Here is a 25195-nt window from a genome sequence, read left to right as displayed (position 1 = left end):
CCACATGTACGGGGAGCGGCGCCGCCCTCGGCCGGCGATGCGCGGCGCCGGGCCGGGCCCCGCACCGACCGATGCGCAAGCCCCGTACGCCGCCGATGCCCCTCCGCCACCAGAAGGAGGGGCATCGCCGTGACGCGGCCGCCGTGACGCGCCCGGAGGAGACCCTTCCGGCGGCGCGCTGGTGCCGGGGTGGCACTGCCGGCGCAGGGCCACGGGGAAGCGGAGAGCGGGCCCGCCGGGGCCGCCATATTCGTTTCTCCCGGCTGCCTCGCGGCCCCTAGCATGGCCGCCGTTGTGTCGAATGATGTTCGGAATCCCGAACCCGAGGGGTGCGATGCCATTGACTGCGGTGATCGAGGCGCGCGGGCTGTCCAAGGTGTTCCAGACGACCGTTCGGCGACCTGGTTTCGCGGGGGCGCTCAGGTCGCTCGTCAGTCCGCAGCGCGTCGCCAAGGTCGCGGTGCAGGACGTCGAGTTCAGCGTGGGAGAAGGGGAGTTGCTCGCGCTGCTCGGTCCCAACGGGGCCGGGAAGTCCACCACGATCAAGATGCTCACCGGCATTCTGACCCCCACCTCCGGCGAGGCGCTCGTCGCGGGCGTCGTCCCGCACCGGGACCGGGAGCGCAACGCCCACAACATCGGGGCCGTGTTCGGGCAGCGGACGCAGCTGTGGTGGGACCTGCCCGCCCGCGAGTCGTTCGAGATCCTCCGGGACATCTACGGCGTTCCCGAGTCCCAGTTCCGGGCCAGGATCGAGGAGTTCGACGGACTGCTCGAACTCTCCGGGTTCTGGGACACCCGCGTCCGGCATCTCTCGCTCGGCCAGCGGGTCCGCTGCGATCTCGCCGCCTCGCTGTTGCACGACCCGCCCGTCGTCTTCCTCGACGAGCCCACCATCGGCATGGACGTGGTCGTGAAGGAGCAGGTACGACGGTTCCTGCGGCACCAGGTCGAGGAGCGCGCCCGTACCGTCCTGCTCACCACGCACGACATGACCGAGGTGGAACGGCTCGCCGAACGGGTCGTGCTGATCAACCACGGCCGGATCGTGCTCGACGGCCCGCTCCAGGAGATCCGGCGCCGCTTCGGCGGCACCTGGCAGGTCCGTGCCACCCTCGCCGACACGGCCGACGTCGAGGAGATCGAGCGCGCTGAGGGGGCGGGAACGGCGGGGGTCCCCGTGCAGCTGCCCGGTCTCGCCGGTATCGGAGTGCTGCGCCGCGAGGGGCCGAGCGTCGTGCTCGGGCCGGTCGGCGAGGACGCCCCCACCGTGCACGAGGCACTGAAGGTGATCATCGGGCGGTTCCGGGTCGCGGACATCGCGCTGGAGGAGAACGACCTGGAGGACGTCATGCGCGCCGCGTACCTCAGCGACATCCCGGCACAGGAGCCGGCTACCGTCACCTCCACCGCCGCGCAAGGCGGTTGAGCCGTGGCCGCCACGACCGGGACACCCGCCCCCACCGCTCCCGCAGCCCCTACGCCTCCCGCAGCCTCCACCCTCGCCGCCGCCCTCTCCCGCACCCGCCGCGTCGCCTGGATCACGCCCCGGGGCGAGCTGCTCGCCCCGCCCCGGATGACCGCCACCGCCATACGGCTCTTCGTCCAGGTCTGCCTGGTCGTCTACCTCTGGCGGGGGCTGTACGCGAACACCGACTCCAGCGCCGGACTGAACGAGACCCAGGCCGTCGGCTACGCCGTACTCGCCGTCCTCGCCAACCGCATCCGCGGCCTCGACCGGAGCGCGGGCCGCGACACGGTGATCCAGCATCTGCACTTCGGGACGATCGTCTACTGGTACCTGCGGCCGATGAAACCCCAGCGGTACTACGCGCTGCGCGCTCTCGGCGACCAGCTGTACGGCTTCGGCTGGGTCCTCGCCGGATACGTGCTGTGTCTCGCCGTCGGAGTCGTCCCCCCGCCCGCCTCCCCCTCGGTGGCCGGGGTCTTCGTGGTGAGCATGCTGCTCGGCCAACTGGTCCTGTACTACGTGATGATGCTGGTCGACCTGCTCTGCTTCTGGACCCTGCGCAACGAGGCGGCCCTGCTGATCCTCGTCTTCGCACAGAACCTGCTCTCCGGTGTGTACGCGCCGCTGTGGTACTTCCCCGACTGGTTCATCACCCTCAGCGCGTTCCTGCCGTTCCAGGCGACCCTCGGCGTGCCGCTCTCCATCTACGTCGGACGGATCGGCGTCGACGACGCCTTCGGGCAGATGGCGGTCCAGGCCGTCTGGATCGTGCTGCTCGCCCTGCTCACCCGCCGGCTCTGGGACCGGGCCGGCCGACGTGTCGTGGCCCAGGGAGGATGACCATGACGACTTCACCGAGCACAGCGCCGGCGCCTGCCCCGGCCGCCTCCCCGCCCGCCCCGTCGCACGGGCCCGCGCACGCCTGGCGGGTCGTCTGGCGGATCACCCGGCTCAACTTCAAGGCCCAACTGGAGTACCGGGGCGAGTTCCTGATGAGCGTCGCCGTCGGGGCGATCTGGCAGGTCTCGATCGTCGTCTTCGCCTCGGTGCTGCTCACCCGGTTCCCCGGACTCGGCGGCTGGTCCAGCTCCGACGTGCTGCTGATCGCCAGCATGCGCATGCTGGCCCACGGGCTGTACGTGCTGTTCCTGGGCCGCGTCCAGTACATGAACATCCTCGTCCAGGAGGGGGTCGTCGACCCCTGCCTGATCCGGCCGATGCCGGTCTACCGGCAGATCCAGCTGACCTTCTTCCCGGTCAACGCCATCGGCGACCTGGTCGTCGCGGTCGGCCTGTTCGTCGCCGCCCTCCAGCGCAGCTCGCTCGACTGGACGGCGGGCCGGATCGCGTACGTGGTGGCGGGCGTCCTCGGCGGGATGCTGGTCGAGGCCGCGCTCTTCACGGCCCTGGCCGCCGCCGCGCTCCACTTCCCCGCCACCTCGTACTGGAGCCAGTGGCTGGAGGAGCTGATGGGCACGTTCGGCAGTTACCCGCTGAGCATCCTGCCGAAGGCGGCCTCCGCCGCGTTCACCTTCGTCGTGCCGCTCGCCTTCATCGCCTACTTCCCGGCCGGCGTACTGACCGGGCACGGCGACGCGATGGGCGTACCGGAGGCGCTCGCGGCGGCCTCACCGTTCATCGGCCTGGCGGCCTTCGTGCTGTCCCGCCTGCTGTGGAACTGGAGCCTGAGCCGGTACACGGGCGTCAATGGGTAGGGCGGCAGGGCTAGTTGGAGACGCGCACCGGCTGACGCCGGTTCACTTCAGGCGCGTCTCCAACCCGTCCAGCACCCGGTCGAGCCCGTACTGGAACCCCTCCTCCCGGGCCGCCCGCGGATCCACCCCTCGCTGGTCGGCGTAGCCCTCGCGCAGCAGCGGGTAGTCCTGGGCGGCCTCCTCGGCGGCCGGCCACAGCCGCTCGACCATGGTCTGCTCGTCCTGGCCGCTGCGGGCGAGGACGTTGAGCCAGGCGGCCTCGCTGGTGGCCATGCCGGTGACGTAGGCGACGACGGTGGTGAGCGCCCGGTCGGCCTCGTCGGCCGGGAAGCCGGCGGTGGTCAGCAGGCGCAGCATGGCCTCGGAGATCCGCATCCAGTTCGGGCCGAGGTAGGACATGCCCATCTCGCCGAGCACGGAGGCCAGCCACGGGTGACGCAGGATCGTGGCGCGCAGGCTATGGGCACAACGGGCCGTGTCGGTACGCCAGTTCGCCGGGTCGGGGGCGGTGGGGACCTCGATCTCGGCGTAGATCTCGTCGACGACCAGTTCCAGCAGTTCGTCCTTGTTGGCGACATGGCGGTAGAGCGAGGTGGCGCCGGCGCCCAGCCGACCGCCGAGCTTGCGCATGCTCAGCGCGTCGATGCCCTCCTCGTCGAGCAGCCGCAGCGCCTGGGCCACGATGTGCTCCCGGCTCAGCACGGGCTGCTCGCGCCCGACCCGGGGCCGGGTCCACACGGACTGAAAACCCTGCTTCTCGGCGGCCATGGGACGCTCCTCCTCTACCTTGCGCACGTCTGACGCGCCCAGCGTACGTCTGACGCGCCAGCGTACACTGTTCGCGCGGACGTACGGTGTTGGCGCGTGCCGGTCGCGCAGGACGGCTACAGGACGGAGCACACCCGGAGGCGGACGGGGCGTCACACCCCCGCCACGCGCCGAAACCTCCCCGCCACCCGCAACTCCCCCTCGATGCGCGCCACCGCCGCCCGCAACTCCGGCAGGACTTCCCCCACACACTCCTCAACAGACCGCCGACTGCTGTGCATCGCCACGTTCACCGCGGCCACCACCCGCCCACCCCGCCCCCGCACCGGCACCGCGATGGACCGCAACCCCTCCTCCAACTCCCCGTCGACAAGGGCGTACCCCTCCCCGCGAACCCGCTCCAGCACGGCCAGCAACTCCCGCCGGTCCGTGACCGTGTGCGGCGTCAGCCGGACGAGCCGCTCCGGCAGGGAGACCTCGGGCAGCAGATCGGCGAGCATCACCCGCCCCAGAGACGTCGCGTACGCCGGCAGCCGCGTCCCGAGCGTGATGTTGACGCTCATGATGCGGCTGGTGGCGACCCGCGCCGTGTACTGCACCTCCTCCCCGTCCCCCGTGAGGATCGCGAGCGACGCCGAGTCATGCACCCGCTCGGAGAGCTCGGCGAGGTGCGGCGCGGCGATCCGGGGCAACGCGAGCATCGACAGCGGCGGAAACCCCAGCCCCAGCACCCGGGGCGTGAGGCGGAAGACCCGGTCGTACGACTCGACGTACCCGAGGTGTTCGAGCGTGATCAGCGCCCGCCGGGCCGTCGCCCGGGCGAGCCCGGTGGCCCGGGCGACCTCGGTGAGGGTCAGCTCGGCCCGCCCCTCCCCGAACGAGGTGATGACCGTGAGCCCCCGCGCGAGCGACTCGACGAACTCCCGGCCCAGTTCCTGCTTGGAGGCACCCGTCCAGGCGGCCAGCCCGGACGGCACCGAGGAGCCGTCGGCCGCGGCGGCGACCGCGGCGGGCTCGCGCAGCTCCCGCTCCATCTCCGCCACGGTCGCCCGCAACCGTGGCAACAGCACCGACCGCAGCGACGTGGCCGTGTGCCGACTGGTGTGGCTGACGACGCTCGCCACACACGCGACCCGCCCCGTACGGGGATCCCGCACGGGTACGGACACGGCCACCAGCCCCGGTTCGATCAACTGGTCGTCCAGCGCCCACCCTTGGGCGCCCGCCTCGGCCGTACGCGCCTCGAAGTCGTCGTACGCGCCGTCGCGCGGCGGTACGGCGGGGAAGCCGCGCGCCTCGGGATCGGCCGCGCGCCGTGCCCGCCACCGTGCCCAGTCCGCCGGCCCCCACTCGGTGGCGAACAGCGGGCCGGGCGCGGTGCGTTCGGCGGGGAGGAGGTCGCCGATGCGGAAGCTGAGGGACATCGCGCGACGGCGGGTGGCCTGGTGGATGAAACGGATGCCGTCCCGGTCGCCGACCGCGAGGGACACCGACTCGTCGAGCTCGTCGGCGAGGGCGTCCGCGTGGGAGTCGAGGAGGCGGGGGAGGCGGATGGCGGCCAGGTAGGCGTTGCCGAGCTCCATCAGACGGGGGGCGAGGACCGCGTCCCGGCCGTCCAGCCGTACGTAGCCCATGCGGGCCAGCGTCGCCGTGATCCGGTCGACCGTGGAGCGCGCGAGCCCGGTGGCCTTCTCCAGCCCGCTCAGACTCAGCGTCCCGTCCGCCTCGGTGAGCCGGCACAACACGGTGATCCCCCGCATGAGGGGTGCGACGGCCTCGGCGGGCGCGGGAGCGGAGGCGGCGCTCGTGACGTTCGGGAGCATGGGCCCACGGTAATGCTGCGCAGCTGGGCCGGGCGCCTGGGAGCTCGGGGGCTTCTGTTGGTCGGCGGGTGCGGCCCGGTGGGGCTTCTCGCGCAGTTCCTCGCGCCCCCAAAAAAGCACGGCCCTGCGGGCCGATGAAAAGCAAGGGGCGCAGCCCCTGCTTTTCAGGGGCGCGGGGAACTGCGCGAACAACCCCCACCCCACTTTTCAGGGGCGCGGGGAACTGCGCGAACAACCCCCACCCACCCGCACAAACCCACCCACCCAAGCCACCCCACCCCTCACCCCTCACCCCTCACCGCCCACCGCCCACCGCCCCCGGAACCCGTCACCGCCGACTCACCACCACCCGATGGTTCCCCCCGCCATCCACCCCCACCACCGCTATCTCCACCCCCGCCCGCGCATCCTCGAACGACTCCCCGGCCACGAACGGCGCGTCGGAAAGCTCCGCGTGCACGTTGGGGCTGCGCGTGCACCCCCCGCTGTCCCGCCGCGCGTCATGGACCTTGATCGGCCCGTTCCCGGTGTCCACGGTGGCGTCGACCCGGTAGACGAGCACCCCCGGCCGGCACACGACCGCGTCGTTGCCGGCCCGCGTACGCAACTCGACCGCGTACGCCGTACGGGAACTGAGCGGGACGACGACCAGCTTCGCGCCGCCGGGCGTGGCGAGCGGGGTCAGCGTGTACTCGCTCCTGCCGGCCTCCGCCACGCAGCCGACCTGGGTCTCGTCGAGCCAGCCGAGCTTCCACTTGTGCCAGCCGAGCAGATCGTTGTCGACGCCCCAGTCCTCGCTCATGATGTCCCAGTGCCCGACCGAGCCCCCGCCCTCGTGGGTGTAGAGGTCGGGCAGCCCGAAGACATGGCCGTTCTCGTGGGGGAGGACCCGGTAGCCGGTCTCGTCGTACGAGCCGGAGCCGTCGTCCTGGCGGCTGTAGACGAAGGACGCGTTGGCGACCGTGACCCCGTCCGCGACCGGTGCCTCACGGTTGCCCGCGAAGGTCACCGACAGCACGGTGTCGAGGGCGGAGGGGCCCGCGTTCGGGGTGACGAGGACGTTGACGAGGTCGTACGCCCCGAAGTCCACCAGTGGATCCGCGACCCGCACCATGTCCTGGACCAGCCGGCGGTAGCCGGGCTCGAAGGGGGCGCCGCGCTCTATGCCGTACGAGCGGAAGGATCTCGGCATCCGCAGCCACTCGGTGAGCGGGGCCTCGGGGCGGTAGTCGATACGGCCGTAACTGCTGGTCCGGAACCACTTCTGGGTCTGCGGGGCGAACTCCGCGAAGCGGTCCATCGCGCTGCCCTCACCGGGCGCGTCGGAAAAGTCGATCATCAGGTTGAGGGCGCGGACCGTGCCGGTGGAGCGGGAGTAGCCGGGCGGGGTCGGGATGCCCTCGGACATCTGGATGCCGAGCGGGCCGCGGATCATGCAGGGGTCGAGCGTCGAACCCCCGGGCGGGGCGGTGGCTCCCGCAGCCGTCGTCCGCTCCTTCGCCATCAGATGCCCCGTGCCGGCGGAGGTGCTGACCGCGAGCGTGAGGGCGGTGACCGAGGCGAGCGCGACGACGCGACGCGGGCATATCCGGCGCGGAGGTATCCCGTTTCTGCGGAACGGCTGCTGCATGCACGCGCCCTTCGCTCCACGGCAGCCGCCCGGTGACGAGGCTGCACCCTTCCGATCACCCTGTGTCGAGGGGTGCGCGGGCGCGCGCTGGAAGGTCCGAACGTGGGTTTCACGTTCGGGTACGGCACTGCCGCCGGGCACCCGGGGCGCGGCGTGACCCAGGTCACAGGAAAAGACCTCCGGGTCGGGAAATAACCGGGGATCGTTTCCCCGTTTAGCCATGTGTCCGAGCGAAACGGGGACTCCATCCCCGGATAGTCACCGGCGCCCCCACAGACCACTGGATCCACACGACGAGGAGTACGCCGTGGAGACCGCCACCCCCGTACGCCGCAAGGTGACCCGCCCCCGGGCAGACGCCCTGCGCAACCGGGAGCGGATCGTCACCGCCGCCCGGGAGATGTTCGTGGAGTTCGGCTCCGAGGTGCCGCTCGACGAGATCGCCCGCCGGGCCGGCGTCGGCAACGCCACGCTGTACCGCAACTTCCCGGACCGCGACGCACTGGTCCGTGAGGTCGTCTGCTCGGTCATGGACCGTACGGCCCTCGCGGCGGAGGTCGCGCTCACCGAGACCGGTGACGCGTTCGAGGCGCTCTCGCGCTTCGCGCACACCTCCGCCGACGAACGGGTCAGCGCGCTCTGCCCGATGATCCAGAGCGCGTTCGACAAGCACCACCCCGATCTGGAGGCGGCGCGCGAGCGCCTGGAGGAGCAGGTCGAGGGGATCATGAAGCGCGCCCGGGACGCCGGGCAGCTCCGCGCCGACGTGGGCGTGGGCGACCTGATGATCGCCGTCAGCCAGCTCAGCAGGCCCCCGGCCGGCACCCAGTGCGCGGGCGTCGACCGCTTCACCCACCGCCACCTGCAACTGTTCCTGGACGGCCTGCGCGCGCCGGCCCCGTCCGAACTGCCCGGCAAGCCCGTGACCGTGGAGGACCTGCGGAGGCCGTGCCCGTCCTGACCTGACGTACCCGACGTACCTGAGGCGCTGACCCGCTGACCCGCTGATGCGCCGGCTCCCGGCTGTCGACGACGACAAGCCGCTACCCCCTGACGCCGTTTTTCGCCACCCGATACCGATATTTCCGTCACGAAGTCCCGAAGTGGGTATCCCCATGTCTGAAACAGTCCGCAGCGCCCCTGGATCGGGGAGCGCCCCCGGAGCGGTGAACGATCCGCACAACGACGCTCATGCGAGCCGCTGGAAAGCGCTCGTCTTCATCGCCCTCGCCCAGCTGATGGTCGTGCTCGACGCGACCATCGTGAACATCGCGCTCCCGTCCGCCCAGCAGGACCTGGGGATATCGGACGGCAACCGCCAGTGGGTCATCACGGCGTACGCGCTGGCCTTCGGCGGTCTGCTCCTCTTCGGTGGCCGTATCTCCGACCTGTGGGGCCGCAAGCGCACCTTCGTCACCGGTCTGATCGGCTTCGCCGGCGCCTCCGCACTGGGTGGCGCGGCCACCGGTGAGGCGATGATGCTGGGCGCCCGCGCGCTCCAGGGCGCCTTCGGCGCGCTGCTCGCGCCCGCCGCGCTCTCCCTGCTCGCCGTGATGTTCACCGATGCCAAGGAGCGCGCCAAGGCGTTCGGCATCTACGGCGCGATCGCCGGTGGCGGCGGCGCCGTGGGCCTGATCCTCGGCGGTTTCCTGACCGAGTACCTGGACTGGCGCTGGACGTTCTTCGTCAACATCCCGTTCGCGGTGATCGCGGCGGTCGGCGCGTACTTCGTCATCCGTGAGCCGGCGGGCGGCCGCAACCGCTCCCCGCTCGACATCCCCGGCGTGGTCCTGTCCACCCTGGGCCTGGTCTCGCTGGTCTACGGCTTCACGCGGGCCGAGTCCGACGGCTGGGGCGACTCGATGACCGTCACCCTGTTCGTCGCCTCGGCGGTGCTGCTCGCGGCCTTCGTGCTGGTCGAGTCCAGGGTCAAGGCCCCGCTGCTGCCGCTGCGCGTGATCACCGAGCGCAACCGCGGCGGTGTCTACCTGTCCCTCGGCCTCGCGATCATCGCGATGTTCGGCCTGTTCCTCTTCCTGACCTACTACCTGCAGATCGTGAAGGGGTACTCCCCGGTCAAGACCGGCTTCGCCTTCCTGCCCATGATCACCGGCATGATCATCGGCTCGACCCAGATCGGCACCCGCCTGATGACCCGGGTCGCGCCGCGCCTGCTGATGGCCCCGGGCTTCCTGGTCGCCGGCCTCGGCATGCTCCTGCTGACCCAGATGGAGGTCGACTCCTCGTTCGCCGGTCTGCTCCTGCCGGCCCAGCTGCTGCTCGGCCTCGGTATGGGTACGGCGTTCATGCCGGCGATGTCGCTCGCGACCCACGGCGTCGAACCGCGCGACGCGGGCGTGGCCTCCGCCATGGTCAACACCTCACAGCAGGTCGGCGGCGCCATCGGCACGGCCCTGCTGAACACGATCGCCGCCTCCGCCACCACGTCCTACGTCAAGGACCACATCGGCACGGCCACCTCCAAGCCGGCCGCCCAGCTCGTCGAGCTCCAGGGCATGGTCAACGGCTACACCAGCGCCATCTGGTTCGCCGTGGGCATCCTCGTCGCCTCGGCCGCCATCGCCTTCACGCTCGTCACGACGGGCAAGCCGGACATGACGGCGACGACCGGAGCGGGCGAGGACGCGCTGGACGAGGTGAAGGTCCCGGTGATCGCCCACTGACGGTTGGGCCGACACCCTGGTAGGGGGGGGAAGCCCCCTCTACCAGGGCGGGCGGAGCCCCCTCCTCCAGGGGCGCGGGGAACTGCTCGACCAGCCCCCGCTCACCACCCGCACGGATCCACGACCGAAACCACTCCTACCGGAGCCAGGGCAGATCCGCGCCCGCCTCCGTCGGCTGAAGTCCCTCCGCGATGATCCCCATGATCTCGCCGAGGGACTTCAGCTGTTCCGGCGTCAACCGGTCGAACAGTGCCTGCCGCACCGCGGCCACATGCCCCGGCGCGCTCTTCGACAGCATCTCGAAGCCCGCGTCCGTCAGCACCGCGAACTGCCCCCGCTTGTCCGCCGGGCAGTCCTCGCGGCGGACCCAGCCGTTCTTCTCCAGCCGGGCCACCGCGTGCGACAGCCGCGACCGCGTGATCTTCGTCCGCATCGCCAACTCGGTCATCCGCAGCCGCCGCTGCGGTGCCGAGGACAGCACCACGAGCAGGTGGTAGTAGAGGTGCGGCATGCCCGCGTCGCGCTGCAGCTGACGGTCGAGATGGTCCTCGAGAAGGGTCGTGGCGTGCACGTATGCGAGCCAGGTGCGCTGCTCCTCGTCGGTGAGCCAGCGGTGTTCTTCCTCAGCGGATGCGGTCTTCATACACCCACTGTACGAGGCCCCTCCTTGAAGTTTGAACTATAGAGATGTAAGGTGAAACAAAAAATATTGAGACCTCAACTACTGGGGAGTTGGAGGGGGTCTCAAGCGCCTGAAGTTCCAAAAGCTTCGAAAGCAATGAATCTTCCGGAACCTCCAGGTGAAACCAAGGAGACAAAAGCGACCACCGCCCCCGCCGAGGCGTGTGAGGTACACGGTGAGTGTCGTGTGCGTCGCGTGTGCATCGAGGGAGTCACCCCTATGTCCGCCGCCATCGCCGAACGCATGCCCACGCTCTATCTGAGCCACGGGGCGCCGCCGCTCGCCGACGACCCGATCTGGCCCGGCGAACTCGCCGCCTGGTCCGCGACCCTGCCCCGCCCCAAGGCGATCCTCATGGTCTCCGCCCACTGGGAGGAGGCCCCCCTCGCCCTCGGCGCGATCGACCCGGTCCCCCTGGTCTACGACTTCTGGGGCTTCCCGGAGCACTACTACACGGTCCAGTACGCCGCCCCCGGCGCCCCCGAACTGGCGGCCTCGGTCCGCAAGCTCCTGCAGGCCCCCGGCACCCCGGTCCAGGACATCCCGGACCGAGGCCTGGACCACGGCGCGTACGTCCCGTTGGTGGAGATGTACCCCGAGGCCGACATCCCCGTCCTCCAGATCTCCATGCCGACGCTGGACCCGCTGAAGCTGATGGACATCGGCCGCAAGCTGGCCCCCCTGCGCGACGAGGGAGTCCTGATCATCGGCTCCGGCTTCTTCACCCACAACCTCGCCGCCCTCCGCCAGCCCGGCACGCCCACCTGGTCCACCGAGTTCGACGACTGGGGCCACCGCGCACTGGAGTCCCGCGACTGGGACGCCCTCCTGGACTTCCTCCACAAGTCCCCGGCGGGCCAACTGGCCCACCCCCGCACCGAACACTTCGCCCCCCTCTTCGTCACGATGGGCGCGGCGGAGGCCTCCGGCGAACTGGACGCCCAGAAGTCGGTCATCGACGGCTTCTGGCTGGGGTTGGCGAAGCGGTCGGTGCAGTTCGGATAGCCGCCCGGCCTGACCGGGCTGGAGCTGGACCGGACCGGACCGGCCTAGAGTTCCTTCTCGTACCAGGCCACATCCCAGTACCGCCCGAACTTCCGCCCGACCTCGCGATACGTGCCGACGTACCGGAACCCGAACCGCTCGTGCAGCCGGGTCGACGCCTCGTTCGGCTGGGCGATGCCGGCGTAGGCGCGGTGGACGTCCTCTTCGGTGAGGGCCTCGAACAGGGCCTTGTACAGGAGGGTGCCGACGCCCCGGCCGCCCGCGTCGGGGGCGAGGTACACCGAGACCTCCACCGACGTGTCGTACGCCGCCTTCGGGCGAAACGCGCTGCTCGTGGCGTATCCAAGAATCCGCTGTGAGTCGGAGGAGACGGCAACCATCAGGCGGTGCGGGCCGTCTTCAGGGTGGGAGAGGAGCCAAGGGCGGCGCTCTTCCGGAGTGAAGACGGCGGTATCGAATGTGATGGGCGTCTCACGGACGTAGTGGTTGTAGATGTCGGTGAGGGCGCCGAGGTCGGCCTCGACTCCTGGTCTGACCTGCACCTCTACGGGCTCCGCCGACATCACGCCCCCTCCTGTGGCGGCACAGGGTACTGCAAGATCAGAAAAATAGTGGAACGGGTTGGGAATTCTGTCCTGATTCCAGTCGTTGTTTCCTTCGGAAGCAGGGCACTCGGGAGAGTGTCCGAGCGGCCGCATCAAGACACACGTAGGACCAGATACGACCCTGCCAGCCCACCATCGCAAGGGAGCACGCATGGCAACCCGTGCCGTCGCCGCTCGTCGTTCGTCCGCCTCCGGCCGGACCGACGCGGCTCGCAGCGTTCGCGCCTCTGGCGGCGAGATCGCCGACCGCGACCTGGTCGGCATGTACCTCGACGAGATCGCGCGTACGCCGCTGCTCGACGCCGCCAAGGAAGTCGAGCTGTCCCAGATCATCGAGGCGGGTGTGTTCGCGCAGCAGATCCTCGACGGCGAGGAGGAGGCCAAGGCGGACGCCACCCGTGAGGAGCTCGAAGCCCTCGTCGCCGACAGCGAGCGGGCCAAGGACATCTTCATCCGGTCGAACCTGCGCCTCGTCGTGGCGGTCGCCCGGCGGTACCCGCGCAGCGGCCTCCCCCTGCTCGACCTCATCCAGGAGGGCAACGCCGGCCTGGTCCGCGCGGTGGAGAAGTTCGACTACCGCAAGGGCTTCAAGTTCTCCACCTACGCCACCTGGTGGATCCGTCAGGCCATCACCCGTTCGATAGCCGACCAGTCGCGCACCATCCGGCTGCCCGTCCACCTCGTGGAGGAGCTGGGCCGGATCCGCCGCGTGCAGCGCGAGTTCAACCGCGAGCACGGGCGCGACCCCGAGCCCGCCGAGATCGCCGCCGAGCTCGGTTCCAACGCGGACCGCGTCAGCGACGTCCTCGACTGGGCCCGCGACCCGGTCTCGCTGAACATGTCGGTGGACGACGACGGCGACACCCAGTTCGGCGACCTGCTGGAGGACACCTCCGCGGTCTCGCCCGAGCAGTCCGTGCTCACGCTGCTGCGCAGCGAGGAGCTGGACAGCCTCATCGGGCGCCTCGACCAGCGCACCGCCTCCATCATCAAGATGCGGTACGGCATCGAGGACGGCCGCGAGCGCACCCTCACCGAGGTCGGCAAGGAACACGGGCTCACCCGCGAGCGGATCCGCCAGATCGAGAAGCACGCCCTTCTCGAACTGAAGAAGCTCGCCCGCGACACGGGCTTCGACGCGGCCGCCTGACCCGACCGGTCCGACCGGAAGTTGGTCGGTACGGACGACCCGGGCGCGCCGGTACAGACCAAGGCCCCCCGCGGCCCGACCCCCTCGGGGCCGCCGCGGGGGCCTGGCCCGGCCACCGCCGTACGTCGGGGCCACGCCCAGCCCGTGCTTCGCGCCTCGGCCGTACTACGCCGCCACTCGGCCGTCGAAGGCTGAGCACAAGTGAGCCCCGCTCAGCCGCCCGCCCCGAACGGTCTTGAGCGTGCTGGTCCCCGGTGTTCTCGACCCCGAGGCAGCGACACGCATCCTGTGCGTGGTCCGATCCCGGGAGGCCGGTTCCCTGGGCGACCTGGCCAGGTGGGCGCGGCCAGTGGCGACGGAGAGGCCCCGAACCATCTCTCCGGTGGAGCGGGGCCCCGGCCCGGCGCACTGCAAGCCTGGAAGCCGACCATCACACGATCGAGTTAAAGCGACCTCATGCGCAGTCCTTGGCGAGCGGTTATAAACCCCCGTTCCCGGGGCACAAGACTTCCGGGCCCACGACTCACCGGGCCCGGAGCCGCCAGGCCCGGGACCCCCAGTCCGACCCTCAGCTCCACGACCGTCCCGACCGAGAAGCTTTCCGAAGTCACGAGAAGCCTTCCGAAGCCCAGTCCCGACGCTCTCCCCCCAGCGCCGGGACTCTCCGAGAGCCGGGCTCCGGCGCCTCCCCCCGGCGCCGGAGCCCGGCTTCATTTCCGTAGGGCAGGACGGCCGGCCTGAGGAGTCCCCGGGCAGCACAAAGGGCCACCCCGGACCTGAACCCCGGGGTGACCCGAACGGCAGATTGTGCCACAGGGGACAAACCCGCCGTAGCGGCGACGGCACCACACGCGCCCGTACAGGGTGCCGTCGGCCCGCGCCTCACGCCTCGGTGCCGCCCGCCGCCCGGGCCAGCCGGGCGCTCAACTCCCTTAGGTACTCGACCAGTTCCGGCGGCTCGTGCACCGTGAAGTCGCAGTCGACGACGGCGAGCCGTACCGCCAGCCACTCCACGGAGTCGCCGACGGAGGCCCGCAGCCGGCAGCTCTGCTCGTCGACGGGCTCCGGCGTGCCGACCCAGCGCGGCAGCCGGGCCGCGATGAACTCGGCGGGCGCGGCGAAGGTGACATCGAACTCGTACGTCTCCTGCCGCCGGTACATCGACTGCTTCAGATATTCCTCCGCACTCCCCGTCGGCAGCTCGCGCGGCGCGAACCGGGCGCCCGTGGCGAAGGGTTCCTCGACCCGGTCGACCCGGAAGGTGCGCCAGTCGGCCCGGTCGAGGTCGTAGGCGACGAGGTACCAGCGGCGGCCGGTCGAGACGAGCCGGTACGGCTCGCAGTGGCGGCGCGAGTCCGTGCCGTCGCCGGAGCGGTAGGCGAAACGCAGCCGCTCCTGGCCCGCCACCGCCGAGGCCATCACGGTCAATGTCTCGGGTGTGACGGTCGCACCGTCGCCGCTGGTCAGGGGAGTGGTGGCGGCCTGCAGCGTGGAGACCCGGTGGCGCAGCCGCGACGGCAACACCTGTTCGAGCTTGGCGAGGGCCCGTACGGAGGCCTCGTCCACCCCCTCCACCGCGTGCCCGGCCCCGGCCCGCAGCCCCACCGCGATCGCCACGGCCTCCTCGTCGTCCAGTACGAGCGGGGGCATGGCCTTCCCGGCCACCAGCCGGTACCCGCCGTCGGCCCCCTTGGTCGCCTGCACGGGATAGCCGAGCTCCCTCAGCCGGTCGATGTCCCGCCGGACCGTACGACGGGACACCCCGAGCCGGCCGGCGAGTTCACCGCCGGGCCACTCGCGGGGCGTCTGGAGGAGGGAGAGGAGTTGGAGGAGCCGCGCCGGCGTGTCAGTGGTCATGCCCCGAGCATGCCGGAGAACTAGGACATGACCTGACCTACTGGCCCCCTAGGTTTCCAGGCATGACCTCCACCACGAGCGCCCCCAAGGGGCGCGGGGCTGTTCCATCCGCGACTCCGTCACGTGGGCGCGACCAGCCACCAACACCCCGCACCGACCCCCCGGCAGACACCCGAACGGCGCTCCCCACACCCCCCGAGGCGGACCGCCGCCGATGGATCGCCCTCGCCGTCGTCATGACGGCCGCCTTCATGGACCTCGTCGACGTCACCATCGTCAACATCGCCGTCCCCTCCATCCAGCGAGGCGAACACGCCACATTCAGCCAGATCCAGTGGATCACCGCCGGGTACGCCCTCGCCTTCGCCGCGGGCCTCGTCACCGGCGGCCGGCTCGGCGACATCCACGGCCGCAGGCGGATCTTCCTCCTCGGCATCGGCGGCTTCACGCTCGCCTCCGCGCTGTGCGGTCTCGCCGCGAACCCGGAGATGCTGGTGGCGGCGAGGATCGCGCAGGGCGCGACCGCCGCGCTGATGGTGCCGCAGGTGCTGTCGATCGTGCACGCGACCTTCCCGGCGCACGAACGCGGCAAGGTGTTCGGGCTGTTCGGCGCGATCGTGGGCCTCGGCGCGGTCTCCGGCCCGCTGCTCGGCGCGCTGCTCATCGAGTGGAACCCGCTCGGCCTCGAATGGCGGGCCATCTTCCTGATCAACCTCCCGGTCGGTGTCGCGGGCCTGATCCTGGGCCGCCGTTTCATCACCGAGTCGAAGGCCCCGCACGCCCTGAAGCTGGACCTCGTCGGCGTCGCCCTCGTCACCGGCGGGCTGTTGATGCTGCTCTACCCGCTCACCCGGGGCCATGAGACGGGCTGGCCGCTGTGGGGGTACGTCTCGATGGCCGGCTCGCTGGTCGTGTTCGCGGCGCTGGTGGTGTACGAGCGGCGCAAGGGCGCGCGCGACGGCTCTCCGCTGATCGAGCTGTCGCTGTTCAGGGTGAAGAGCTTCGCGGCGGGCATCGCCGTACAGACCGTCTTCGGGATCGCCCTCGGCGTTTTCTTCCTCGTCTGGACCCTCTATCTGCAGACCGGCCTCGGCTGGAGCGTCCTGAAGGCCGGCCTCACCGGCATCCCGTTCTCCCTCGCCGTCTCGGTCGCGGCCGGGGTCTCGGTCCAGAAGCTCGTCCCGCGCTTCGGCCGCAAGGTCCTCCAGGCGGGCGCGCTGCTGATGGCGGCCGGAGTGCTGCTGTACCTGCTGGAGTCCGACCGCTACGGCCTCGCCATCACCCCCTGGCAGATGACGCTCCCGCTGGTAGTGATGGGCGCGGGCATGGGGCTCATCGTCGCCCCGCTGACCGACGCCATCCTCTCCGGGGTGCCGCGTGAGCACGCCGGTTCCGCGTCCGGGCTGATCAGCACGGTCCAGCAGATGGGCAACGCGCTGGGGCTCGGCCTGGTCGCCGTGGTCTTCTTCGGCGTCATGGAGGACCACCTCCTCCCCGCCGAGATCGGCCCCGCCTTCGTGGACGCCTTCGAGTACGCGCTCGGCTGGGTGGCCGCCGTACTGGTCGCGATCTTCCTGCTGATGTTCGCCCTGCCGGCCCGGTCCTCCGTGGTGGACCACGGGACGGCCGAGGCGGGGGAAGACGTCGAGCGGGAGCCGCAGTCGGCGCCATGACCGGCGGCCACGGGGGCGGGGCCCGGCACCTCAGGTGCGGGGTCCCGCCCCGCCCTCGTCATAGCCCGATTGTGTCCGAGTCGCGCCCGAACCTGTTTACTTTTCGGAAATCCGGGCGTAGCCTCCCGATCGAAACCACAGAATCGGGCATCGGTCGGAGGTGGACGGACATGTACGCACCGGAGCGGCAGCAGGAGATCCTCCGGCTCGCCCGTGACGGCGGCCGGGTGGACGTGGTGTCGCTGGCCGAGGAGTTCCAGGTCACGGCGGAGACGATCCGCCGGGACCTGAAGGCTCTGGACCGCGCCGGCCTCGTCCAGCGGGTGCACGGCGGAGCGATCCCCGCCGGACGGCTGGACTTCGAGCCCGACCTCGCCGAGCGCGAGGGCACGGCCGCCGACGAGAAGGACCGCATCGCGCAGGCCGCCCTCGCCGAGCTGCCGAACGACGGCACGGTGATCCTCGACGCCGGTACGACGGTCGCGCGCCTCGCCGCCGCCATCCCGCTGGAGGCCGCGCTCACCGCGGTCACGCACAGCCTCCCGATCGCGGCCCGCCTCGCCGACCACCCGGGCATCCAGCTCCACCTGGTCGGCGGCCGAGTCCGCCACCGTACGCGCGCCGCCGTGGACGCCTGGGCGCTCCGGGCGTACGGCGAGATCCGCGCCGACGTCCTCTTCGTCGCGGCCAACGGCTTCTCCGCCGACCACGGCCTGACCACCCCCGACCTCGCCGAGGCCGCCGTCAAGCGGGCCGCGGTGACCGCCGCCCGGCGCGTGGTGCTGCTCGCCGACTCCTCCAAGCACGGCCAGGAACACTTCGCCCGCTTCGGCGACCTGAGCGATGTGGACCTGCTGATCACCGACAGCGGGCTGAGCCCCGAAGACGCCTTCGCCATCGAACGCAAGGGCACCGAGGTGCTGCGCGTCCCGGGCACCGAGCCCGCCGGCGGCTCCGCCGCGGGCCGGACCGGCGACCCCCAAACCGGCGACCCCCGGACCAACGGCCGGAAAGACCGCTCATGATCCTCACCGTCACCCCGAACCCGTCCCTCGACCGCACCTACGAGGTCCCCTCCCTCGATCGCGGTGAAGTCATCCGGGCCACCGGCGAACGCATGGACCCGGGCGGCAAGGGCGTCAACGTCTCCCGGGCGGTCGCCGCCGCCGGGCGCCGCACCGTGGCCGTACTGCCGCTGGGCGGAGCGCCGGGCGCGCTGGTCGCGGACCTGCTCGACGCGCAGGGCATCGAGGTCGCGCGGGTGACGGTGGCCGGGGCGACCCGCTCCAACATCGCCCTCGCCGAGGCCGACGGTGTCCTGACGAAGATCAACGCGCCCGGTCCCGAGCTGACGGCCGCCGAGGAGGAACTCCTCCTGGAGACCGTCCGCGCCCAGTCCGCCGACGCCTCCTGGATCGCCTGCTGCGGCAGCCTCCCGCGCGGCCTCGACCCCTCCTGGTACGCCGAACTCGTCGCCCGCGCCCACGCGGCCGGCGCCCGCATCGCGCTCGACACCTCCGGCCCGGCCCTGCTGGCCGCGCTCCGCGAACGCCCCGACGTGGTCAAGCCCAACGCCGAGGAACTCGCCGAAGCCGTGGGCCGCCCCCTCGCCACCGTCGGCGACGCCGTCAAGGCCGCGGAGGAACTGCGCGAGATGGGTGCCGGCGCGGTCCTCGCCAGCCTCGGCGCCGACGGCCAGATCCTCGTCGACGCCTCGGGTGCCTGGTTCGGCAGTGCCCGCGTCGACGTCGTCCGCAGCAACGTCGGCGCCGGCGACGCCTCCCTCGCCGGCTTCCTCATCGCGGGCGGCAACGGCCCCGAGGCCCTCGCCTCCGCCGTCGCCCACGGCGCAGCCGCCGTGCAACTCCCCGGCAGCGTGATGCCGACCCCGTCCGACCTCGACCCGGCCGCGGTCACGGTGACGCCGGAGGTCCCGGTGGACCGGGCACTGAGGGAGCCGGCGTCATGAGCGGGCGAACAGGGGCGAACGTCCGTTTCCCCTTACCCGCCGCCCCAGCCCTCTCTCCCTCCTGCTCTTCCCCCTCCTGGTCGGCCCTGGTGGCCCGCGCCCCCCACACTTCCGTCCCCACCCCCGCCCGCCACACCCCCCGGGCGATACGCGTGCGAAGGAGCCCGCGATGAGCGAGATGATCACCGCGGACCTGGTCGACCTCGACCTGTCCGCCGATACGAAGGAAGCGGCGGCGCGTGCCCTCGCCGAGCGCATGGTGGCGAAGGGCCGGGTCACCGACCTGGACGGCTTCCTCGCCGATGTCGCGGCGCGTGAGGCGCAGATGCCGACCGGCCTCGACGGCGGCATCGGCATCCCCCACTGCCGCAGTGAGCACGTCACCGAGCCGACCCTCGCCTTCGGGCGCAGCGCGGCCGGTATCGACTTCGGCGCCGCCGACGGCCCCGCCGACCTGATCTTCCTGATCGCCGCCCCGGCGGGCGCGGACGACGCCCACCTCACGATCCTCTCCTCCCTCGCCCGTCAGCTGATGAACACCGAGTTCACCGACGCGCTGCGCGCGGTCGACGACGCGGCCCGCGCCGCCGCGCTCATCCGGGGCGAGGACATCAGCGAGGGCACCGAAGACTCCGCGGCGGCGTCGGGCGGAACGGCCTCCCCCGACGCCGTCGCGGTCAGCACGACCAAGGACGAGCCGGTCGCGCAGGAGCCCGCCCGCCCCTTCCGTATCGTCGCCGTCACCTCCTGCCCCACCGGCATCGCGCACACCTACATGGCCGCCGAGTCGCTGGAGAACGCGGGCCGGGACGCCGACGACGTCGAGATCGTCGTCGAGACGCAGGGCTCGGCCGGGTTCACCCGCCTCGACCCGGCGGTCATCGCGGCCGCCGACGGCGTGATCTTCGCCCACGACGTCCCCGTACGGGAGAAGGACCGGTTCGCCGGGAAGCCCACCGTCGACGTCGGCGTGAAGGCGGGCATCAACCGCCCGGCCGAACTGATCGCCGAGGTCCGCGGCAAGGCAGAGCGCGGCGAGGTCACGGCCGCTCGCCCCGGCGGAGGCACACCCGTCGACCGCGCGGGCGACTCCGGTGACGGCTACGGCACCAAGCTGCGCAAGTGGCTGATGTCCGGCGTCAGTTACATGGTCCCGTTCGTCGCGGCCGGCGGTCTCCTCATCGCCCTCGGCTTCGCGATCGGCGGCTGGGAGATCAACCAGGCCAAGCCGGTCACCGAGCACTTCGACTGGCTCCAGGTCGACAGCTGGGCAGCGCTGATGTTCCAGATCGGCGCCGTCGCCTTCGGCTTCCTGATCCCCGTCCTCGCCGGTTACATCGCGTACGGCATGGCGGACCGGCCCGGACTCGTCCCCGGCTTCGTCGGCGGCATGATCGCCGCCAACATCAACGCCGGTTTCCTCGGCGGTCTGGCCGCAGGTCTGATCGCCGGTGCCGTCGTCCTCGGCATCCAGCGGATCAAGATCCCGCCGGTGCTGCGTGGCGTCATGCCGGTGGTCGTGATCCCGCTGATCTCCTCGCTGATCGTCGGCTTCCTGATGCTGGTGGTGATCGGCAAGCCCATCGCCGAGGCGCAGAAGGGCATGACGGACTGGCTGAGCGGCCTCTCCGGCTCCAACGCGATCCTGCTCGGTGTCCTCCTCGGCCTGATGATGTGCTTCGACCTCGGCGGCCCTGTCAACAAGGTCGCCTACGCCTTCGCCACCGCCGGTATCGCCGTGCAGGACCCCAGCGACTCCGCGATGAAGATCATGGCCGCGGTCATGGCGGCCGGTATGGTCCCGCCCCTGGGCATGGCCCTCGCCACCACGATCCGCAAGAAGCTGTTCACCACCACCGAGCGCGAGAACGGCAAGGCGGCCTGGGTGCTCGGCGCCTCGTTCATCTCCGAGGGCGCGATCCCGTTCGCGGCAGCCGACCCGCTGCGCGTGATCCCCGCCTCCATGGCGGGCGGCGCGGTCACCGGTGCGCTGGCCATGGCCTTCGGCTCGACCCTGCGCGCCCCGCACGGCGGCATCTGGGTCACCCCGCTGATCGGCAAGCCGTTCCTCTACCTGCTGGCCATCGCGATCGGTATGGCGGTCACGGCCGGTCTGGTCATCGTCCTGAAGGGCATGCGCAAGCCCCGGCCCGGCACCGCGCCCGACCCCGCCCCCGCCACCGCCGAGGCGGAGACGAAGGAGCCGATCGCGGCCTGAACACCACCCCGGGGAACGCCCGTCGCGGCGCGTACACCACCCCGGGAACGCCGGTCGCGACCTGAACCCGTGACCGTACGTCGGCCGTGGCCCCCTCGTGAGAGGGGGCCACGGCCGTATCCGTGCCCCAGCGAGCCCCGTGCGCCCCTTTGGGCGCCTTTACAACCCCTGTGACTTGTACGCCGTACCTGCGAGATACGTCACGGTCCGGGCTCAAAGTCCCATCCGGTGGTGTCTACTGGAGGGCATGCCTGAGCACGTGTCGATCCTCCAGTTGGTGGGCGTAGCCGCCCTCGCCCTCGCGGCGGTCATCTGGGTCGCAGTGCTCGTCCGCGTCCTGCGCCGGGACCGTGAGATCCACCGAGGCCGCTTCACCGATCTGACCCGCCGCCGTGGGCAGCGCCTGCGCGCCCTGCCCCACCAGCGCCGCAAGGGCCCGCACGTGGAGCATGTGGAGCTGACCCCGGCGGAACAGGACGCTTTCGCGTTCCTGGCGCGCCAGTTCAGCGACGACCGCCTGGCCTGAACCCTCTTCGCGGCGGGAGGCCGCTCCGCCCGGGGTTACCCGAGCGTCCCCGCCCGTCGTTCCATAGCGTCCCGGGCCGCGTCCTCCGTCGCGTACACCTCGCACATGTGGCGGCCGTCCGGTGTGGCCGTGTGCTCGACCTCCCAGAGGGAGATCTCCTGCCCGTCGGTGAGCAGGAACGCGTGCTCGTAGAGCGAGAAGTTCAAGCCGGGCCGGCCGCGCCGTGCCGGGCGGTGCGGCCGGCCGAAGGCCTGGGTGATCGCGTGCGCGAACGCCGTCCGCAGCAGCAGCGTGGCGAGCTCGTCCCCGGGAGGGTCCGGGTTCTCCGCGCGCCGCAGCAGCCGACGGGCGTGGTCCGCCGAGTCGTCCGGTACGTAGTCGTGGCGCGGCTCGGGGAACGCGGCCAGCTCCACCAGGGTCGGCAGCTCGAAGTCGGGCGCGTCCGGGGGCAGCGGCAGGCGCGCGGTGGCGGCCCGCAGCTCCTCGTCGTCCGTGTACACCTCGTGCTGGGTGTCGCTGCCGGGCGCCGTGTTGTGCACCAGCTCCCACAGGGTGACGGCGGAGCCGTCGGCGAGCAGCCAGGTGTGCCGGTACGTCGCCCGGTGCAGCCCCGAACTGTAGTGCGCGGAGTGCAGCGAGCTGTCGTGCGCGAGGGCGCAGTCGAGCTGCCGTATCGTCTCGTCGGGCAGTTCGAAGGAGTTCAGGGCGCGGCCGAGGAGTCGCGCGAGGTGCTCCTCAGGAGACTCGGGCGACTCAGGTGGCTCGTACGCTGCCGTCTCGTACGGAACGCTCAAGGCTTCTCCCGGCGTTGCTGCATGTCACCTTGTGGGTGCATACCGTAGCCCCTCGGTCGGACATCATGTCCGGGAACCGAGAAAACGTACGTTCCTAAAACGACGGGGCCGCGCGTTTGGTTCCCGCGCGGCCCGACGAACTCCCGGAAGCCTCAGGTCAGATGGTGCCGGTCACCATCAGTCGGCGCTGCCCGCCGTCCACTCGCTCCACGGCATGTTCCAGCCGTTGAGGCCGTTGTCCGGCGCGACCGTCTCGTCGGGGGAGTTCTTGACGACCACCACGTCACCGATCAGCGAGTTGTCGAAGAACCACTTGCCGAGCGTGTCGCCCTGCGCCCCCTGGGCGTCCGCGAGACCGACGCAACCATGGCTGGTGCCCTGCCGCCCGAACGGCGGGTTGGACCTGCTGTACCAGTAGTTGCCGTGGACGAAGGTGCCCGACGTCGTCAGCCGCATCGCGTGCGGCACGTCCGGGATGTCGTACTCCCCGCCGAACCCGACCGTCGACCCGTTCATCCGCGTCTGCGTGAACTTCTCCGAGATCACCATCTGACCGTTGTACGTCGGGGTCTTGGCGCTGCCCGCCGAGATCGGCACGGTCTTGATCGTCTTGCCGTCCCGGACGACCGTCATGGTCTGCGTGTTCACATCGACCGTGGAGACCTGCGAGCGCCCGACCGTGAAGGTGACGGTCTTGTCCTGCACGCCGTAGACGCCGTTCGCCCCCTCCACACCGTCCAGGTCGATCTTCATCGTGACCTTGGAACCGGCCTTCCAGTATTCCTCGGGCCGGAAGTCGAGCCGCTGCGCCCCGAACCAGTGCCCCACCACCTCCTGCCCGCTGCTCGACGTCACCGTGATGTGCGACTGCACGGCCTTGCGGTCCGTGATCGCCTTGTCGAAGGTGAACGACACCGGCATCCCGGCCCCGACCGTGGTGCCGTTGTCCGGTGTGTACGTCCCGATGAAGCTGTTCGCCGTCGACACGGTCGTGAAGATGGAGTTGGCGGCCGACGTCTTCCCCTCGGCGTTCTTCGCGGTCGCGGAGATCTGGTACTTCGTCCCGCGCTCCAACTGCTCCTTGGGCTTCCAGGAACGCCCGTCCGCGGCTATCTCGCCCGGCACGACCGCGCCGCCCTCCGACACGGTCATCTTCACCTCGGTCAGCTTGCCGCCGCTGACCTTCACCCCGGTCGCGTTGATGGACGCCGCCGTCGAACCGTCCTCGGCCGAGATCGTGATCCGCGCCGCCGAGTCCTTCGCCGACGTCTTCTTGCCGCCACTCTTGTCGTCCGCCTTGGCGTCACCGCCACAGCCGGTGAGGGTCAGCGCACCGACCACCAGCACGGCACAGGCCCCCATAGCACGCCGCACAGCAATCTTCGGCCTCGTCACGATCTGCTCCAGCTTCGTCTACGTGATCTACGTGATCCGCTCGGTTACGTGGAGAAGGAGCGAACGACAGCCGCGCGGGTTCCCGCTCCCCCCGCTCGACGGCATCACGTGACAGAACCGGGACAATCGTCTCCCGGGCACACCCGCCGGACCTACCGGCGGTGCGCCCGCCGACCCCGGTGGCGCTTCACGTCCCCCGGGTCTCCCCGTACAACTCCCCGTACGAGGGCCACACTCCGCCCGGCCCGTCCACCGACTCGGCCGCCCGCACCGCCCGGACGATCGCCCGCGTCACCAAGTCCGCGCCCGCCGCGAGGAGTTCGTTCAGGGCGAGGGGACCGGCCCGGGGCGGCAGCGGCCGGGCGCCCGTCGCCAGCGTGAAGACCGTGTCCCCGTCGTTCAGCAGATGCACGGGGCGTACGGCGCGGGCGATGCCGTCGTGCGCCGTGCCGGCCAGCTTCTGGGCCTGGGCGCGGGTCAGGTCGGCGTCGGTGGCGACCACGGCGAGGGTGGTGTTCAGCGGGGGAGGCGGGCTCTTCGCGGCGGCCTCGGCGAGCCGCCGGCCCGCGTTCTCATGGACCTCCGGCGCCGGATACGCCGCACGCCCCCGCAACAACTCCCCGTACAACGCCCCCGTCTCCGGATCCATCGCCGATCCCGCGGCGTTGGCCACCACCAGCGCCGCCACCGTGATCCCCGAGCCCAGCACGGTGCTCGCGGTGCCGATGCCGCCCTTGAGCCGCCCGACCGTCGCCCCCGTCCCGGCACCCACGCACCCCTCCGCCACGGGGGCGCCGAGCCCGCTCGCGGCGGCGGCCTCGACCGCCGCCCGGCCGATGGCCGCGTCCGGTCTGGCCTTGAAGTCCCCGCCCCGGCCCAGGTCGAAGACACAGGCGGCCGGGACGACCGGCACCACGTGCGCCGGGTCGAGACCGACCCGCACACCTCGCCCCCGCTCCTCCAGCCAGGCCATCACTCCCGACGCGGAGTCCAGCCCGTACGCGCTCCCACCGGTCAGCACCACCGCCTCGACCTTCTGCACCAGGTTCCGAGGGTCGAGCGCGTCCGTCTCCTTGGTCCCGGGCCCGCCTCCGCGCACATCCACGGCCGCCACCGCGCCACCCTCCGGCGCCAGCACGACCGTGGTGCCGGTGAGCCAGCCCCCGCCGGTCCGGGTGGCGTGACCGACGCGCAGGCCGGGGACATCGGTCAGGGCGTCAACTGCCATGA

21 protein-coding genes are annotated in these 25195 nt (G+C 71.3%); 12 read left to right on the top strand and 9 right to left on the bottom strand.

Annotated elements, in window-relative coordinates:
* Nucleotides 1-334: 334 nt before the first annotated feature.
* The 3 genes from ACWD26_RS20730 to ACWD26_RS20720 all read left to right on the top strand — a co-directional run bounded on the left by ACWD26_RS20730 (nucleotide 335) and on the right by ACWD26_RS20720 (nucleotide 3186).
* A complete protein-coding gene (locus tag ACWD26_RS20730) occupies nucleotides 335-1429 on the top strand; it encodes an ABC transporter ATP-binding protein (RefSeq protein WP_451272044.1) in 1095 nt (364 codons plus the stop codon).
* A gap of 147 nt (nucleotides 1430-1576) precedes the next feature.
* Nucleotides 1577-2311: an ABC transporter permease gene (locus ACWD26_RS20725; protein ID WP_451272334.1), complete on the top strand. Its 735-nt coding sequence runs from the start codon at nucleotides 1577-1579 to the stop codon at nucleotides 2309-2311.
* A gap of 2 nt (nucleotides 2312-2313) precedes the next feature.
* Nucleotides 2314-3186 (top strand): ABC transporter permease, encoded by an 873-nt coding sequence (locus ACWD26_RS20720; protein WP_451272042.1) that lies wholly within the window; start codon nucleotides 2314-2316, stop codon nucleotides 3184-3186.
* 42 nt (nucleotides 3187-3228) lie between these two features.
* Here the strand turns inward: ACWD26_RS20720 and ACWD26_RS20715 are convergent, their stop codons facing one another.
* From ACWD26_RS20715 to ACWD26_RS20705, 3 genes are all read right to left on the bottom strand, one after another.
* A complete protein-coding gene (locus ACWD26_RS20715) occupies nucleotides 3229-3954 on the bottom strand; it encodes a TetR/AcrR family transcriptional regulator (RefSeq protein WP_451272040.1) in 726 nt (241 codons plus the stop codon).
* Between the two features lie 152 nt (nucleotides 3955-4106).
* A complete protein-coding gene (locus ACWD26_RS20710) occupies nucleotides 4107-5777 on the bottom strand; it encodes an IclR family transcriptional regulator domain-containing protein (RefSeq protein ID WP_451272038.1) in 1671 nt (556 codons plus the stop codon).
* Nucleotides 5778-6105: 328 nt separating this feature from the next.
* Nucleotides 6106-7407 carry a M6 family metalloprotease domain-containing protein gene (locus tag ACWD26_RS20705; protein WP_451272036.1) on the bottom strand — a complete coding sequence of 434 codons (1302 nt, stop codon included), beginning with the start codon at nucleotides 7405-7407 and terminating at the stop codon, nucleotides 6106-6108.
* A 307-nt stretch (nucleotides 7408-7714) separates the two neighbouring features.
* Between ACWD26_RS20705 and ACWD26_RS20700 the strand changes: the two genes are divergently transcribed.
* Together ACWD26_RS20700 and ACWD26_RS20695 are read left to right on the top strand one after the other, a co-directional pair.
* Nucleotides 7715-8368 (top strand): TetR/AcrR family transcriptional regulator, encoded by a 654-nt coding sequence (locus ACWD26_RS20700; protein WP_451272034.1) that lies wholly within the window; start codon nucleotides 7715-7717, stop codon nucleotides 8366-8368.
* A gap of 154 nt (nucleotides 8369-8522) precedes the next feature.
* Nucleotides 8523-10091, top strand: coding sequence for an MFS transporter (locus ACWD26_RS20695; RefSeq protein WP_451272032.1), 1569 nt, complete (start codon nucleotides 8523-8525; stop codon nucleotides 10089-10091).
* 136 nt (nucleotides 10092-10227) lie between these two features.
* Here the strand turns inward: ACWD26_RS20695 and ACWD26_RS20690 are convergent, their stop codons facing one another.
* Complete coding sequence (locus ACWD26_RS20690) at nucleotides 10228-10734, bottom strand: MarR family winged helix-turn-helix transcriptional regulator (RefSeq protein ID WP_451272030.1); 507 nt, start codon at nucleotides 10732-10734, stop codon at nucleotides 10228-10230.
* Between the two features lie 258 nt (nucleotides 10735-10992).
* On the opposite strand from ACWD26_RS20690, the gene ACWD26_RS20685 reads away from it, so the two are divergent.
* Nucleotides 10993-11778, top strand: a complete 786-nt coding sequence (locus tag ACWD26_RS20685) for a dioxygenase family protein (RefSeq protein ID WP_451272028.1) — start codon at nucleotides 10993-10995, stop codon at nucleotides 11776-11778.
* Between the two features lie 44 nt (nucleotides 11779-11822).
* On the opposite strand, the gene ACWD26_RS20680 is transcribed toward ACWD26_RS20685, so the two are convergent.
* A complete protein-coding gene (locus ACWD26_RS20680) occupies nucleotides 11823-12341 on the bottom strand; it encodes an N-acetyltransferase family protein (RefSeq protein WP_451272026.1) in 519 nt (172 codons plus the stop codon).
* A gap of 193 nt (nucleotides 12342-12534) precedes the next feature.
* On the opposite strand from ACWD26_RS20680, the gene ACWD26_RS20675 reads away from it, so the two are divergent.
* Nucleotides 12535-13533: a sigma-70 family RNA polymerase sigma factor gene (locus ACWD26_RS20675; protein WP_451272024.1), complete on the top strand. Its 999-nt coding sequence runs from the start codon at nucleotides 12535-12537 to the stop codon at nucleotides 13531-13533.
* Nucleotides 13534-14415: 882 nt separating this feature from the next.
* Here ACWD26_RS20675 and ACWD26_RS20670 read toward each other — a convergent pair.
* Entirely contained in the window at nucleotides 14416-15390 is a 975-nt protein-coding gene (locus ACWD26_RS20670) for a helix-turn-helix transcriptional regulator (RefSeq protein ID WP_451272022.1), read from the bottom strand.
* 62 nt (nucleotides 15391-15452) lie between these two features.
* Between ACWD26_RS20670 and ACWD26_RS20665 the strand changes: the two genes are divergently transcribed.
* The 5 genes from ACWD26_RS20665 (at nucleotide 15453) to ACWD26_RS20645 (ending at nucleotide 21776) form a co-directional block, all read left to right on the top strand.
* Nucleotides 15453-17063 carry an MFS transporter gene (locus ACWD26_RS20665; protein ID WP_451272020.1) on the top strand — a complete coding sequence of 537 codons (1611 nt, stop codon included), beginning with the start codon at nucleotides 15453-15455 and terminating at the stop codon, nucleotides 17061-17063.
* A gap of 170 nt (nucleotides 17064-17233) precedes the next feature.
* Nucleotides 17234-18088: a DeoR/GlpR family DNA-binding transcription regulator gene (locus ACWD26_RS20660; protein ID WP_451272018.1), complete on the top strand. Its 855-nt coding sequence runs from the start codon at nucleotides 17234-17236 to the stop codon at nucleotides 18086-18088.
* The gene (gene pfkB / locus ACWD26_RS20655) at nucleotides 18085-19032 is read left to right on the top strand and encodes a 1-phosphofructokinase (protein ID WP_451272016.1); all 948 of its coding nucleotides are present in this window, start codon (nucleotides 18085-18087) and stop codon (nucleotides 19030-19032) included. The genes ACWD26_RS20660 and pfkB overlap by 4 nt, the downstream gene beginning before the upstream one ends.
* Nucleotides 19033-19201: 169 nt before the next feature.
* A complete protein-coding gene (locus ACWD26_RS20650; protein WP_451272014.1) occupies nucleotides 19202-21250 on the top strand; it encodes a PTS fructose transporter subunit IIABC in 2049 nt (682 codons plus the stop codon).
* 247 nt (nucleotides 21251-21497) lie between these two features.
* The gene (locus tag ACWD26_RS20645) at nucleotides 21498-21776 is read left to right on the top strand and encodes a hypothetical protein (RefSeq protein ID WP_451272012.1); all 279 of its coding nucleotides are present in this window, start codon (nucleotides 21498-21500) and stop codon (nucleotides 21774-21776) included.
* A 35-nt stretch (nucleotides 21777-21811) separates the two neighbouring features.
* On the opposite strand, the gene ACWD26_RS20640 is transcribed toward ACWD26_RS20645, so the two are convergent.
* The 3 genes from ACWD26_RS20640 to ACWD26_RS20630 form a co-directional block, all read right to left on the bottom strand.
* Nucleotides 21812-22570 carry a DUF6227 family protein gene (locus ACWD26_RS20640; RefSeq protein ID WP_451272010.1) on the bottom strand — a complete coding sequence of 253 codons (759 nt, stop codon included), beginning with the start codon at nucleotides 22568-22570 and terminating at the stop codon, nucleotides 21812-21814.
* Between the two features lie 177 nt (nucleotides 22571-22747).
* On the bottom strand, nucleotides 22748-23965 hold the full coding sequence (locus ACWD26_RS20635) for an Ig-like domain-containing protein (RefSeq protein WP_451272008.1): 1218 nt from the start codon (nucleotides 23963-23965) through the stop codon (nucleotides 22748-22750).
* Between the two features lie 187 nt (nucleotides 23966-24152).
* On the bottom strand, nucleotides 24153-25193 hold the full coding sequence (locus ACWD26_RS20630) for a P1 family peptidase (RefSeq protein WP_451272006.1): 1041 nt from the start codon (nucleotides 25191-25193) through the stop codon (nucleotides 24153-24155).
* Between the last annotated feature and the right edge of the window lie 2 nt (nucleotides 25194-25195).

Source organism: Streptomyces sp. NPDC002787, assembly GCF_053592095.1.
This window is presented reverse-complemented; position numbering and strand designations above follow the sequence as displayed.

Excerpts from the sequence above, each read along its gene's own strand:
- ACWD26_RS20730 (WP_451272044.1), top strand. The coding sequence starts at position 335 with ATGCCATTGACTGCGGTGATCGAGGCGCGCGGGCTGTCCAAGGTGTTC.
- ACWD26_RS20725 (WP_451272334.1), top strand. The coding sequence starts at position 1,577 with ATGACCGCCACCGCCATACGGCTCTTCGTCCAGGTCTGCCTGGTCGTC.
- ACWD26_RS20720 (WP_451272042.1), top strand. The coding sequence starts at position 2,314 with ATGACGACTTCACCGAGCACAGCGCCGGCGCCTGCCCCGGCCGCCTCC.
- ACWD26_RS20715 (WP_451272040.1), bottom strand. The coding sequence starts at position 3,954 with ATGGCCGCCGAGAAGCAGGGTTTTCAGTCCGTGTGGACCCGGCCCCGG.
- ACWD26_RS20710 (WP_451272038.1), bottom strand. The coding sequence starts at position 5,777 with ATGCTCCCGAACGTCACGAGCGCCGCCTCCGCTCCCGCGCCCGCCGAG.
- ACWD26_RS20705 (WP_451272036.1), bottom strand. The coding sequence starts at position 7,407 with ATGCAGCAGCCGTTCCGCAGAAACGGGATACCTCCGCGCCGGATATGC.
- ACWD26_RS20695 (WP_451272032.1), top strand. The coding sequence starts at position 8,523 with ATGTCTGAAACAGTCCGCAGCGCCCCTGGATCGGGGAGCGCCCCCGGA.
- ACWD26_RS20690 (WP_451272030.1), bottom strand. The coding sequence starts at position 10,734 with ATGAAGACCGCATCCGCTGAGGAAGAACACCGCTGGCTCACCGACGAG.
- ACWD26_RS20685 (WP_451272028.1), top strand. The coding sequence starts at position 10,993 with ATGTCCGCCGCCATCGCCGAACGCATGCCCACGCTCTATCTGAGCCAC.
- ACWD26_RS20680 (WP_451272026.1), bottom strand. The coding sequence starts at position 12,341 with ATGTCGGCGGAGCCCGTAGAGGTGCAGGTCAGACCAGGAGTCGAGGCC.
- ACWD26_RS20675 (WP_451272024.1), top strand. The coding sequence starts at position 12,535 with ATGGCAACCCGTGCCGTCGCCGCTCGTCGTTCGTCCGCCTCCGGCCGG.
- ACWD26_RS20670 (WP_451272022.1), bottom strand. The coding sequence starts at position 15,390 with ATGACCACTGACACGCCGGCGCGGCTCCTCCAACTCCTCTCCCTCCTC.
- ACWD26_RS20665 (WP_451272020.1), top strand. The coding sequence starts at position 15,453 with ATGACCTCCACCACGAGCGCCCCCAAGGGGCGCGGGGCTGTTCCATCC.
- ACWD26_RS20660 (WP_451272018.1), top strand. The coding sequence starts at position 17,234 with ATGTACGCACCGGAGCGGCAGCAGGAGATCCTCCGGCTCGCCCGTGAC.
- pfkB (WP_451272016.1), top strand. The coding sequence starts at position 18,085 with ATGATCCTCACCGTCACCCCGAACCCGTCCCTCGACCGCACCTACGAG.
- ACWD26_RS20650 (WP_451272014.1), top strand. The coding sequence starts at position 19,202 with ATGAGCGAGATGATCACCGCGGACCTGGTCGACCTCGACCTGTCCGCC.
- ACWD26_RS20645 (WP_451272012.1), top strand. The coding sequence starts at position 21,498 with ATGCCTGAGCACGTGTCGATCCTCCAGTTGGTGGGCGTAGCCGCCCTC.
- ACWD26_RS20630 (WP_451272006.1), bottom strand. The coding sequence starts at position 25,193 with ATGGCAGTTGACGCCCTGACCGATGTCCCCGGCCTGCGCGTCGGTCAC.